A 12487-nucleotide genomic window follows, 5' to 3' on the forward strand; every position below is an offset into this window, starting at 1 on the left:
GAGAGGTGCCTACCGTTGGTCAATCACGTTTCATGGTGAATTTTTGATATTTCCGCTAGACTTTCCGGCCCTGCTAGACGAACCCCATCATGCGTGTTGCTGACTTTACCTTCGAACTCCCGGATTCGCTGATCGCTCGCCACCCTCTGGCGGAGCGTCGCGCCAGTCGACTGTTGACCCTGGACGGGGTCAGCGGTGCCATGGCTCACCGTCAATTCACTGATTTGCTTGAGCATTTGCGCCCGGGCGATTTGATGGTGTTCAACAATACCAGGGTGATTCCGGCGCGGTTGTTTGGCCAGAAGGCCTCCGGCGGCAAGCTGGAGATTCTGGTGGAGCGGGTGCTGGACAGTCATCGTGTGCTGGCCCATGTGCGCTCCAGCAAGTCGCCCAAGCCGGGTTCGTCGATTTTGATCGACGGTGGCGGCGAGGCGGTGATGGTGGCGCGGCATGATGCGTTGTTCGAGCTGGAATTTGCCGAAGAGGTGTTGCCGCTGCTCGACCGTGTCGGGCACATGCCGTTGCCTCCTTATATAGATCGCCCGGACGAAGGTTCGGACCGCGAGCGTTATCAGACCGTGTACGCCGAGCGCCTGGGGGCGGTGGCGGCGCCGACGGCGGGGTTGCATTTCGATCAGCCGTTGCTGGAAGCAATTGCCGCCAAGGGCGTGGAGACCGCGTTCGTGACGCTGCACGTGGGCGCTGGCACGTTCCAGCCGGTGCGGGTCGAGCGTATCGAAGACCACCACATGCACAACGAATGGCTGGAAGTGAGCCAGGATGTGGTCGATGCCGTGGCGGCCTGTCGCGCTCGCGGTGGGCGGGTGGTGGCGGTGGGGACCACCAGCGTGCGGTCCCTGGAAAGCGCTGCCCGCGATGGCGTGCTCAAGCCGTTCAGTGGCGACACCGACATCTTCATCTACCCGGGTCGGCCGTTCCATGTGGTCGATGCCCTGGTCACCAACTTTCATTTGCCCGAATCCACGCTGTTGATGCTGGTTTCGGCGTTCGCCGGTTATCCCGAAGCCATGGCCGCCTACAAGGCCGCCGTCGAGCATGGATACCGCTTTTTCAGCTACGGTGATGCGATGTTCATCACCCGTAACCCCGCGCCACGCGGACCCGAGGAAACAGTATGAGTCGCACCTGTCGCATGTCCTTCGAGCTGCTCGCCACCGATGGCAAGGCTCGTCGCGGTCGTCTGACCTTCCCCGCGGTACCGTGGAAACCCCGGCGTTCATGCCGGTGGGCACCTACGGCACGGTCAAGGGCATGCTGCCACGGGACATCGAGGCGATTGGCGCGGAGATCATCCTGGGCAATACCTTCCACCTGTGGCTGCGCCCGGGCATGGAAGTGATCAAGGCCCACGGCGACCTGCACGATTTCATGCAGTGGAAAGGCCCGATCCTGACCGACTCCGGCGGTTTCCAGGTGTTCAGCCTGGGCGCGATGCGCAAGATCAAGGAGGAGGGCGTGACCTTCGCTTCTCCGGTGGACGGTTCCAAGGTGTTCATGGGCCCGGAAGAGTCGATGCAGGTGCAGCGCGACCTGGGCTCGGACATCGTGATGATCTTCGACGAATGCACGCCGTACCCGGCCGATGAAGACGTGGCGCGGGTGTCCATGGAGCTGTCGTTGCGCTGGGCCCAGCGCTCGAAGAATGCCCATGGCGAAAACACCGCGGCGCTGTTCGGCATCGTCCAGGGCGGCATGCACCGCGACCTGCGCATGCGCTCGCTGGAAGGCCTGGACAAGATCGGCTTCGACGGCCTGGCGATTGGCGGCCTGTCGGTGGGCGAGCCCAAGCACGAGATGATCAAGGTGCTCGATTACCTGCCGGGCGAAATGCCCGCTGACAAACCTCGTTACCTTATGGGCGTTGGCAAACCGGAAGATCTGGTTGAGGGTGTGCGCCGCGGGGTGGACATGTTCGATTGCGTGATGCCAACCCGTAATGCCCGCAATGGGCATCTGTTCATCGACACGGGCGTGCTGAAGATCCGTAACGCGTTCCATCGCCATGATGATTCGCCGCTGGATCCGACGTGCGATTGCTATACCTGCCAGAACTTCTCCCGCGCTTATCTGCATCATTTGGACAAGTGCGGCGAAATGCTCGGCAGTATGCTCAATACCATCCACAATTTGCGCCATTATCAGGTGCTTATGGCTGGTTTGCGCGAGGCTATCCAACAGGGTACATTGGCCGCCTTTGTCGAGGCCTTCTATGCCAAGCGCGGGTTGCCTGTACCGCCTTTGGACTGAGTTTTCCGATCCCTAGATTCAATACTTGCAACTGGAGTGCTAAATGAGCTTTTTTATCTCTAATGCCATGGCTGACGCGGCTGCACCTGCTGCTGCCGGCCCTATGGGCGGTGGTTTCGAGTGGATTTTCCTGGTCGGCTTCCTGGTCATCTTCTACCTGATGATCTGGCGTCCACAGGCCAAGCGCGCCAAAGAGCAGAAGAACCTGCTGAGCAGCCTGCAAAAGGGCGATGAAGTGGTTACCACCGGCGGTATCGCTGGCAAGATCACCAAAGTGGCCGATGACTTCGTGGTACTGGAAGTGTCCGACACTGTTGAAATGAAGTTCCAGAAGGGCGCTATCGCGGCCACGTTGCCAAAAGGCACACTGAAAGCGATCTAAGTAACAACTTCTATTCAATCGACGGGGCGCGCAAGGCGCCCCGCGTCATAAGCGGGCGGCGTGATGCTGAACAAATACCCTCTGTGGAAATATGTACTGATCCTGGCGGTGCTGGCGGTCGGTCTGATTTATTCCGCTCCCAATCTATACCCGGATGACCCGGCCATTCAGGTCAGTGGCGCAAGCACTGCGCTGCAGGTCACCCAGGCCGATCTGGACCGTGCGAGCGCTGCGCTCAAGGCGTCCAATATCGAGGTCAAGGCTGCGTCCATCGCCGAAAACGGCAAGGGCGGCCTGCTGCGCCTGGTCAAGTCGGAAGACCAGTTGCCAGCCAAGGACGTGGTGCGCAAGGCGTTGGGCGACGATTACGTTGTAGCCCTGAACCTGGCCCAGACCACCCCGCAATGGCTGCGCAAGCTTGGCGCGCATCCGATGAAGCTGGGCCTGGACTTGTCCGGTGGTGTGCACTTCCTGCTGGAAGTGGACATGGAAAAAGCCCTCGACGCGCGGATGAAAGTCTACGAAGGCGACGTCAAGAGCCTGCTGCGTAAAGAGCGCCTGCGCTATCGCAGCCTGCCGCAACTCAACGGTGCCATTCAGCTGGGCTTCAGCGATGAAGATACCCGCGAGCAGGCCCGTGCGCTGATCCGCAAGAACTTCAACGATTTCGACATTGTGCCGGCCGACCTCAATGGTCAGGCGGTGCTGCGTCTGGCGATGACCCCGGCCAAGCTGGCGGAAATCCGCGAATACTCCATCAAGCAGAACTTGACCACGGTACGTAACCGCGTCAACGAACTGGGTGTGGCCGAGCCGATCGTGCAGCGCCAGGGCGCCAACCGCATCGTGGTTGAGCTGCCAGGCGTGCAAGACACCGCCGAAGCCAAGCGTATCCTTGGTAAAACAGCCAACCTGGAATTCCGCCTCGGTGCTGAACCAGGCGCTTCCAAGGCCACCACAGAGAGCTTCGAGTTCCGTGAAGGCGGTCGTCCGGCGGCGCAGATCGAGCGTGGCCTGATCATCACCGGTGACCAGGTGACCGACGCCCAGGCGGGCTTCGACGAGCAGGGTCGTCCACAGGTGAACATCCGTCTCGACGGCCACGGTGGCGAACTGATGAGCCGCGCCACGCGCAGCAACGTCGGTCGCAGCATGGCGGTGATCTTCATCGAGCAGAAGCCGACCACCACCTACACCAAGCAAGTGGTCGACGGTGTCGAGAAAGACGTCGCGGTGCAGACCTTCAAGGAAGAGAAGAAAATCATCAGCCTGGCGACCATTCAGTCGCCACTGGGCAGCCAGTTCCGCATCACCGGCCTGAACGGCCAGGGTGAATCCTCGGAACTGGCCCTGCTGCTGCGTGCCGGTGGCCTGGCCGCGCCGATGTACTTCGCTGAAGAACGCACCATCGGCCCGAGCCTGGGTGCCGACAACATCACCAAGGGTATCGATGCATCGCTGTGGGGCATGCTGTTCGTCTCGCTGTTCATCATCGCCATCTACCGTTTCTTCGGCATCATCGCCACCGTCGCGCTGGCGGTGAACATGGTGCTGCTGCTGGCCCTGATGTCGCTGCTGGGTGCTACGCTGACCCTGCCGGGTATCGCCGGTATCGTGTTGACCATGGGCATGGCGGTGGACGCCAACGTGCTGATCTTCTCGCGGATACGTGAAGAGATCGCCGCGGGCATGACGATCCAGCGGGCAATCAACGAAGGCTTCGGCCGGGCATTCACCGCGATTCTCGACTCCAACCTGACCACGTTGCTGGTCGGCGGGATTCTCTTTGCCATGGGCACCGGCCCGGTCAAAGGCTTCGCAGTGACCATGTCCCTCGGGATCTTTACCTCGATGTTCACAGCCATCATGGTGACCCGCGCAATGGTCAACCTGATCTTTGGCGGTCGTGACTTCAAGAAGTTGTGGATTTAAGGGGCTGCCATGTTACGTACAATCAACTTCATGGGCGTTCGCAACATTGCGTTCGGCGTCACATTGTTCCTTACCGTACTGGCGTTGTTCAGCTGGGCCACCAAGGGATTGAACTACGGCCTGGACTTCACCGGCGGTACGCTCATCGAGCTGACCTACGAGCGTCCGGCCGATGTCACCAAGGTGCGTGAGCAACTGGCGACCTCGGGCTACAGCGATGCCATCGTGCAGAGCTTCGGTGCGACCACCGACCTGCTGGTGCGCATGCCGGGTGAAGACCCGCAACTGGGCCACCAGGTAGCCGAAGCCTTGCAGAAGGCTGGAGGCGACAACCCGGCCCAGGTCAAGCGCGTCGAGTTCGTCGGCCCGCAAGTGGGTGAAGAACTGCGCGACCAGGGCGGCCTCGGCATGCTGTTGGCGCTGGGCGGCGTGATGCTCTACCTGGCTTTCCGCTTCCAGTGGAAGTTCGCGGTGGGTGCGATTGCCTCGCTGATCCACGACGTGATCGTGACCGTGGGTATCCTGTCGTTCTTCCAGATCACCTTCGACTTGACGGTGCTGGCGGCGGTGTTGGCGATCATCGGTTACTCCCTCAACGACACTATCGTGGTGTTCGACCGGGTGCGTGAAAACTTCCGTGTGCTGCGCAAGGCATCGTTGGTCGAGAACATCAACATCTCGACCACCCAGACGCTGCTGCGGACCATGGCGACATCGATCTCTACCTTGCTGGCGATTGCTGCTCTGCTGTTTTTTGGTGGCGACAACCTGTTCGGTTTCTCCATCGCGCTGTTCATCGGTGTAATGGCGGGTACCTACTCGTCGATCTATATCGCCAACGTGGTGCTGATCTGGCTGAACCTGAACTCCGAGGACCTGATTCCTCCTGCGGCCACCGAAACGGAAGTGGACGACCGCCCATAAGGCTCGTCGCTCCGCCCGTCACCGCTGAAAAGGCGCGAGTTGAACTCGCGCCTTTTTTTGTGCTCCAAGGCTGGGAGAAGCGCGGATTAATCCGCTTGTGATGGTCAGGAGGTTCAAGTGAACAAATCGATGCTGGTTGGTGCGGTATTGGGTGCTGTCGGTGTAACAGCCGGTGGCGCGGTCGCCACCTACAGCTTGGTAAAGAGTGGCCCTGAGTATGCGCAAGTACTGGCCGTGGAACCGGTCAAGACCCAAATCAAGACCCCGCGTGAAGTGTGCAAGGACGTCACCGTGACTCGGCAGAAGCCAGTCCAGGACCAGCACCAGATCGCCGGCACCGTGCTGGGCGCCGTAGCCGGTGGCCTGCTGGGTAACCAGATCGGCGGTGGCACCGGCAAGAAAATCGCCACTGTGGCGGGTGCGGCCGGTGGTGGTTATGCCGGTAACAAGATTCAGGAAGGCATGCAGGAGCGCGACACCTACACCACCACCCAGACGCGTTGCAACACGGTCAATGACATCAGCGACAAGGTGGTAGGCTACGACGTTCGCTACATGCTCGACGGCAAAGAAGGCAAAGTCCGCATGGATCGCGACCCGGGCAACCAGATCCCGGTGAGCAAGGAAGGCCAACTGATCCTGGGCCAGAACGAACCAGCCCAGTGATCCAACCGCTATGAAAAAAGCACCCTTCGGGGTGCTTTTTTTGTGCCCTGATTTCCTGGCTCACCGCCACCCCCTTGTGGGAGCGAGCTTGCTCGCGATAGCGGTGGGTCAGCTTGTATCAGTGTTGAATGTGCTGCAGCCATCGCGAGCAAGCTCGCTCCCACACTGGATCTTCAGTGGATATAAAACCTGTGCCAACCCAATCCCCCCTGGACTGACCCCAAAAGTCAGGTTGGTGTCCAGCTTTTTGGGGCAGTCCACCCTGTGGGAGCAAAGCTTGCTCGCGATAGCGGTGGGTCAGGTGGCCTCTCTGTTGAGTGTGCCACTGTATCGCGAGCAAGCTTTGCTCCCACAGTGGTTCGGGTGTGCAAAATCCAGGCATAAAAAAGCACCCCGAAAGGTGCTTTTTCTGTAGCTGTGTCGCTTAGCGTTTCAGCGAAGCCGGCAAATGCGGCTGGATAGCAGTGAGCACAGCCTTGAAGCATTTGGTGTTGCCGGCAACGATGTGGCCTTTTTCAAGGAAGTCGTGGCCGCCGGTGAAGTCGCTCACCAAACCACCCGCTTCCTGGATCAGCAGGGCACCCGCTGCCATGTCCCACTCGGACAGGCCCGACTCCCAGAATGCATCGAAACGACCGGCAGCCACATAAGCCAGGTCCAGGCTCGCGGCGCCAGCGCGGCGGATGCCGGCGGTCTGGCCGACCAGGGCGCGGAACATGCCCAGGTAGTTGTCCAGGTTGTCCATCTGGTCATCACGGAACGGGAAGCCGGTACCCAGCAGGGCGCCGTCCAGGCTGGTGCGGCCGCTGACGCGCAGGCGACGACCGTTCAGTTGGGCGCCACGGCCGCGGCTGGCGGTGAATTCTTCCTGGCGAACCGGGTCCAGCACGACAGCGTGTTCCAGGCGGCCACGGTATTTGCAGGCGATGCTGACAGCGAAATGAGGAATGCCGCGCAAGAAGTTGGTGGTGCCGTCCAGCGGATCGATGATCCACAGGTACTCTTCGCCTTCGATGCCAGTGCCGGCGTGCATGCCGGTCTCTTCACCGAGGATGGAGTGGTTCGGATAAGCCTTGCGCAGGGCGTCGACGATCTTTTGCTCGGCGGCGCGATCGACCTCGGACACGTAGTCCTTGGCGTCTTTTTCATCGACCTTGATGGTATCCAGGCGCTCGATGGAGCGGAAGATCAGTTCACTGGCGCTGCGGGCGGCGCGCAGCGCGATATTCAGCATGGGCTGCATGGATGTGTCACCTAAGGTTGTTAAAGAAAGCCGCGCATTCTATCAGAAAGTTTTCTCAGGAGAAGGTTGGTGTTCGCTTTCATAGCTTAACGGTAGGTGCTTCTGTAAGATTTGCTCCCTTTATCGTGTTCGAGAGCGCCCCCCTTGTTGCAGAACATTCGTGTCGTCCTGGTCAATACCAGCCATCCGGGTAACATCGGCGGAGCTGCGCGGGCCATGAAGAACATGGGCCTGTCGCGCCTGGTGCTGGTCGAGCCGCGCTTGTTTCCTCATCACGAAGCCGACGCCCGTGCTTCTGGTGCCGGTGACATCCTGGCCAACGCGCAAGTCGTCGCCACCCTCGAAGATGCCCTGGTGGGTTGCAACCTGGTGCTTGGTACCAGCGCCCGCGACCGGCGTATTCCCTGGCCGCTGCTCGATCCCCGGGAATGCGGCACCAAAGTGGTCGAGGAGGCCGCGCAAGGCTTTGAAATCGCCCTGGTGTTCGGCCGTGAAGACTCCGGCCTGACCAACGACGAGCTGCAGCGATGTCACTTTCACGTGCATATCCCTTCCGACCCCGAGTTCAGTTCCTTGAACCTGGGGGCGGCGGTGCAGGTGTTGAGTTATGAAGTGCGCATGGCTTGGCTGGCGGCCGAAGGCAAGCCCAGCAAAGTCGAAAAAACCGAGGTCACGTCGCCGCGCAGTGAGACACTGGCGACCATGGACGAGCTGGAACGATTCTATGAGCACCTGGAGCAGACCCTGGTGGACATCGAGTTCCTCGACCCGGAAAAGCCGCGGCACTTGATGGCGCGCCTGCGTCGGTTGTACGGACGAAGCTCGGTCAGCCGGGCGGAGATGAATATATTGCGCGGCATCCTCACGGAAACCCAGAAGGCGGCCCGTGGCGAGCTGATTAAGCGGAAGAAATAAAATGTTCGAACGTTTGCGTGAAGATATCCAAAGTGTTTTCCATCGTGACCCGGCGGCGCGCAATGCCTTTGAAGTGCTGACCTGCTACCCGGGGATGCACGCCATCTGGATCCATCGCCTGTCCGGCGCCTTGTGGAACATGGGCTGGAAGTGGCTGGCGCGGCTGGTCTCGAACTTCGGCCGCTGGCTGACCGGGATCGAGATCCACCCGGGCGCCAAGGTCGGTCGCCGGTTCTTCATCGACCACGGCATGGGCATCGTCATCGGTGAAACCGCCGAGATCGGCGACGACGTGACCTTGTACCAGGGTGTGACCCTCGGCGGCACCAGCTGGAACAAAGGCAAGCGTCACCCAACCCTGGAAGACGGCGTGGTGGTCGGTGCCGGTGCCAAGGTGCTCGGGCCGTTCACGGTGGGGGCGGGGGCGAAAGTCGGCTCCAACGCCGTGGTGACCAAGGCCGTGCCGCCGGGTGCGACCGTGGTGGGGATTCCGGGGCGGATCATCGTCAAGTCCGATGAGGAGCAGGATGCTCGCCGCAAGGCCATGGCCGAGAAGATCGGCTTCGACGCCTACGGTGTCGGCGAAGACATGCCCGACCCGGTCGCCCGGGCCATCAACCAGTTGCTCGATCACCTGCAGGCCGTCGACGGGCGCCTGGAGGGGATGTGCGGCGCCCTGAAGGACCTGGGCAGTAATTACTGTGCCAAGGACCTGCCTGAACTGCGCGAGGAAGACTTTGCGTGTGTGAAGGATAAGGATGAGAGCCAGGCTAGCTGAAACCCTGCTGGCCTCATCGCGAGCAAGCTCGCTCCCACAGGAGATCTGCGGTGTACACAAATTGTGCATCCACCAAAGCCCCTCCTGTGGGAGCGAGCTTGCTCGCGATAAACGACAACACGGTATCACTGGTCGCCGCCGACCAGCCTTTGCTATCATGCGCGCGCTCTTTCGCGGGTAAACCTGAGTAAAGCACTAGGTCTTATACTTGACTTAAATACTCGGGAATTGCATACTCGCCCCCATTCCGAACTCCGTGGTAATTGTCCATGCGACTGACTACAAAAGGCCGATACGCCGTGACCGCAATGCTCGATCTGGCATTGCATGCGCAGCACGGGCCGGTGTCCCTGGCCGATATCTCCGAGCGCCAGGGCATTTCCCTGTCTTACCTTGAGCAACTGTTCGCCAAGCTGCGCCGCAGTAACCTGGTCTCCAGCGTTCGCGGCCCTGGCGGTGGCTACCAGCTGTCGCGGGACATGCAAGGCATCCAGGTCGCCCAGGTGATCGATGCGGTGAACGAATCGGTCGATGCGACCAAATGCCAGGGCCTAGGCGACTGCCATGGCGGCGATACTTGCCTGACCCACCACTTGTGGTGCGACCTCAGCCTGCAGATTCACGAATTTCTAAGCGGTATCAGCTTGGCTGACCTTGTAACTCGCCGTGAGGTGCAAGAAGTAGCCCAGCGTCAGGACCAGCGCCGTTGCAACAGCAAGGCGCCGCACCTGGACAAGATTGAAGCGTCCGCCGTCGAATGACTGCCGCAGAGCACGCGGAACGCCAGCCAGCCTGATTTAGGAGAAAGTCCATGAAATTGCCGATTTACCTTGATTACTCTGCGACCACCCCGGTTGATCCGCGTGTTGCGCAAAAAATGAGTGAATGCCTGCTGGTCGACGGAAACTTCGGTAACCCGGCGTCCCGTTCCCACGTGTTTGGCTGGAAGGCCGAAGAGTCGGTCGAAAACGCCCGTCGCCAGGTCGCCGACCTGGTCAACGCCGACCCGCGTGAAATCGTCTGGACCTCCGGTGCCACCGAATCCGACAACCTGGCAATCAAGGGTGTCGCGCATTTCTACCACACCAAGGGCAAGCACCTGATCACCTCCAAGATCGAGCACAAGGCTGTCCTGGACACCATGCGCCAACTGGAGCGTGAAGGCTTCGAAGTCACCTACATCGAGCCCGGTGAAGACGGCATCATCACCCCGGCCATGGTCGAAGCCGCCCTGCGCGACGACACCATCCTGGTCTCGATCATGCACGTGAACAACGAAATCGGCACCGTCAACGACATCGCGGCCATCGGCGAACTGACCCGCTCCAAGGGCGTCCTGTTCCACGTCGACGGCGCGCAGTCCACTGGCAAGGTCGACATCGACCTGTCCAAGCTGAAAGTCGACCTGATGTCGTTCTCGGCCCACAAGACCTACGGCCCTAAAGGCATCGGCGCGCTGTACGTCAGCCGCAAGCCGCGTGTTCGCCTCGAAGCGACCATGCACGGCGGCGGTCACGAGCGTGGCATGCGTTCCGGTACCCTGGCGACCCACCAGATCGTCGGCATGGGCGAAGCCTTCCGCGTCGCCAAGGAAGACATGGCGGCCGAGAATGTACGCATCAAGGCCCTGAGCGACCGTTTCTTCAAGCAGGTCGAGCACCTCGAAGAACTCTACGTCAACGGCAGCCTGACCGCCCGCGTACCGCACAACCTGAACCTGAGCTTCAACTACGTTGAAGGCGAGTCGCTGATCATGGCGCTCAAGGATCTGGCCGTGTCGTCCGGTTCGGCGTGCACCTCGGCGTCCCTGGAGCCTTCGTACGTACTGCGCGCCCTGGGCCGCAACGACGAACTGGCCCACAGCTCCATTCGCTTTACCTTCGGCCGTTTCACCACCGAAGAAGAAATCGATTACGCCGCGCAGAAAGTCTGCGAGGCCGTTACCAAGCTGCGCGCTCTGTCGCCGCTGTGGGACATGTACAAAGACGGCGTCGACATTTCGAAAATCGAGTGGGCGGCGCACTGAAGAAGTCGCCACCAGAGCGACTCACTGATGAGGATTGAAGCAAATGGCATATAGCGAAAAGGTCATCGACCACTACGAGAACCCGCGTAACGTCGGCAAGATGGACGCGCAGGATCCTGATGTCGGCACCGGCATGGTCGGCGCTCCGGCGTGCGGCGACGTCATGCGCCTGCAGATCAAGGTCAACGAGCAGGGCATCATCGAAGATGCCAAGTTCAAGACCTACGGCTGCGGTTCGGCCATCGCGTCCAGCTCCCTGGCCACCGAGTGGATGAAGGGCAAGACCCTTGATGAAGCCGAAACCATCAAGAACACCCAGCTGGCCGAAGAACTGGCCCTGCCGCCAGTGAAGATCCACTGCTCGGTACTCGCCGAAGACGCCATCAAGGCCGCCGTTCGCGATTACAAGCAGAAGAAAGGCTTGATCTGATCCGCGTACGGTAAGGAGTTTTCCATGGCTATCCAGATGACAGAAGCGGCAGCTAACCATATCCAGCGCTCACTTGCGGGGCGTGGCAAGGGTGAGGGTATCCGCCTGGGTGTACGCACCACGGGCTGTTCTGGTCTCGCCTATGTACTGGAATTCGTCGACGAAGTGGGCGAAGACGATCAGGTATTCGAAAGTCATGGTCAGAAAGTGATCATCGACCCGAAAAGCCTGACGTACCTGGACGGCACCGAACTGGATTTCGTCAAGGAAGGGTTGAACGAAGGCTTCAAGTTCAACAACCCCAACGTGCGCGGTGAATGTGGCTGCGGCGAAAGCTTCAACATCTGAGGCGGCTTGTGGGTACTCCTTGTCATTTTGCGTTGTTCCAGATGCAGCCTGCGTTCCAGCTGGATCTCGAGCAGTTGTCCGTGCGTTATCTTGAATTGGCCCGTGGCGTCCATCCCGACCGCTTTGCCGATGCCTCCGAGGCGGAGCAGCGGCGGGCGCTCGAGCAGTCGGCGAACCTCAACGAGGCTTACCAGACGCTCAAGCACCCGGCCAAGCGCGCGCGTTACCTGCTCGCCATCAGCGGCCATGAGTTGCCGCTGGAGGTCACGGTCCACGATCCCGAGTTTCTTTTGCAGCAGATGCAGTGGCGCGAAGAACTCGAGGACCTGCAGGACAGCGCCGACCTGGCCGGTGTCGCGGTATTCAAGCGGCGCTTGAAAGACGCCCAGCAAACACTGAACGAAAGCTTCGCAGCCTGCTGGAACGATGCCGCGCAACGCGAACAGGCCGAACGCCTGATGCGGCGCATGCAGTTCCTCGACAAGCTCACCTACGAAGTGCGCCAGCTAGAAGAGCGCCTCGACGATTAACCCAGTGCCGCTCCGGTCGCACGCCTGATTACAGATAAGTCCTGA

General features: G+C 60.4%; 13 protein-coding genes and 1 pseudogene. 13 read left to right on the plus strand and 1 reads right to left on the minus strand.

Features of this window, described 5'->3' with window-relative positions:
* The first annotated feature begins 89 nt into the window (after positions 1 to 89).
* The 6 genes and pseudogenes from queA (at position 90) to ACZ5M5_RS05380 (ending at position 6172) form a co-directional block, all read left to right on the plus strand.
* Positions 90 to 1139, plus strand: coding sequence for a tRNA preQ1(34) S-adenosylmethionine ribosyltransferase-isomerase QueA (gene queA, locus ACZ5M5_RS05355; RefSeq protein ID WP_028237240.1), 1050 nt, complete (start codon positions 90 to 92; stop codon positions 1137 to 1139).
* Between the two features lie 14 nt (positions 1140 to 1153).
* Positions 1154 to 2268, plus strand: a pseudogene (gene tgt, locus ACZ5M5_RS05360) (tRNA guanosine(34) transglycosylase Tgt).
* A gap of 43 nt (positions 2269 to 2311) precedes the next feature.
* Positions 2312 to 2650: a preprotein translocase subunit YajC gene (yajC, locus tag ACZ5M5_RS05365; RefSeq protein ID WP_007916913.1), complete on the plus strand. Its 339-nt coding sequence runs from the start codon at positions 2312 to 2314 to the stop codon at positions 2648 to 2650.
* Positions 2651 to 2713: 63 nt separating this feature from the next.
* Complete coding sequence (gene secD, locus ACZ5M5_RS05370; RefSeq protein ID WP_060739097.1) at positions 2714 to 4582, plus strand: protein translocase subunit SecD; 1869 nt, start codon at positions 2714 to 2716, stop codon at positions 4580 to 4582.
* 9 nt (positions 4583 to 4591) lie between these two features.
* On the plus strand, positions 4592 to 5506 hold the full coding sequence (gene secF, locus ACZ5M5_RS05375) for a protein translocase subunit SecF (protein ID WP_060739096.1): 915 nt from the start codon (positions 4592 to 4594) through the stop codon (positions 5504 to 5506).
* A gap of 117 nt (positions 5507 to 5623) precedes the next feature.
* Positions 5624 to 6172: a glycine zipper 2TM domain-containing protein gene (locus ACZ5M5_RS05380; protein WP_014336691.1), complete on the plus strand. Its 549-nt coding sequence runs from the start codon at positions 5624 to 5626 to the stop codon at positions 6170 to 6172.
* Between the two features lie 424 nt (positions 6173 to 6596).
* On the opposite strand, the gene suhB is transcribed toward ACZ5M5_RS05380, so the two are convergent.
* The gene (gene suhB / locus ACZ5M5_RS05385) at positions 6597 to 7415 is read right to left on the minus strand and encodes a type III secretion system regulator SuhB (RefSeq protein WP_003185165.1); all 819 of its coding nucleotides are present in this window, start codon (positions 7413 to 7415) and stop codon (positions 6597 to 6599) included.
* A 144-nt stretch (positions 7416 to 7559) separates the two neighbouring features.
* On the opposite strand from suhB, the gene trmJ reads away from it, so the two are divergent.
* From trmJ to hscB, 7 genes are all read left to right on the plus strand, one after another.
* Positions 7560 to 8330, plus strand: a complete 771-nt coding sequence (gene trmJ, locus ACZ5M5_RS05390; RefSeq protein WP_038856918.1) for a tRNA (cytosine(32)/uridine(32)-2'-O)-methyltransferase TrmJ — start codon at positions 7560 to 7562, stop codon at positions 8328 to 8330.
* Between the two features lies 1 nt (position 8331).
* Positions 8332 to 9108, plus strand: coding sequence for a serine O-acetyltransferase (cysE, locus tag ACZ5M5_RS05395; RefSeq protein ID WP_092165673.1), 777 nt, complete (start codon positions 8332 to 8334; stop codon positions 9106 to 9108).
* A 269-nt stretch (positions 9109 to 9377) separates the two neighbouring features.
* Complete coding sequence (gene iscR, locus ACZ5M5_RS05400) at positions 9378 to 9869, plus strand: Fe-S cluster assembly transcriptional regulator IscR (RefSeq protein ID WP_003185160.1); 492 nt, start codon at positions 9378 to 9380, stop codon at positions 9867 to 9869.
* 50 nt (positions 9870 to 9919) lie between these two features.
* A complete protein-coding gene (locus ACZ5M5_RS05405) occupies positions 9920 to 11134 on the plus strand; it encodes an IscS subfamily cysteine desulfurase (protein ID WP_060739094.1) in 1215 nt (404 codons plus the stop codon).
* A 43-nt stretch (positions 11135 to 11177) separates the two neighbouring features.
* Entirely contained in the window at positions 11178 to 11564 is a 387-nt protein-coding gene (gene iscU, locus ACZ5M5_RS05410; protein WP_003185157.1) for a Fe-S cluster assembly scaffold IscU, read from the plus strand.
* 24 nt (positions 11565 to 11588) lie between these two features.
* The gene (gene iscA / locus ACZ5M5_RS05415) at positions 11589 to 11912 is read left to right on the plus strand and encodes an iron-sulfur cluster assembly protein IscA (RefSeq protein WP_003185155.1); all 324 of its coding nucleotides are present in this window, start codon (positions 11589 to 11591) and stop codon (positions 11910 to 11912) included.
* A gap of 8 nt (positions 11913 to 11920) precedes the next feature.
* On the plus strand, positions 11921 to 12442 hold the full coding sequence (gene hscB, locus ACZ5M5_RS05420; protein ID WP_464738746.1) for a co-chaperone HscB: 522 nt from the start codon (positions 11921 to 11923) through the stop codon (positions 12440 to 12442).
* Positions 12443 to 12487: the final 45 nt, after the last annotated feature.

Source organism: Pseudomonas sp. Van50 (assembly GCF_055390755.1).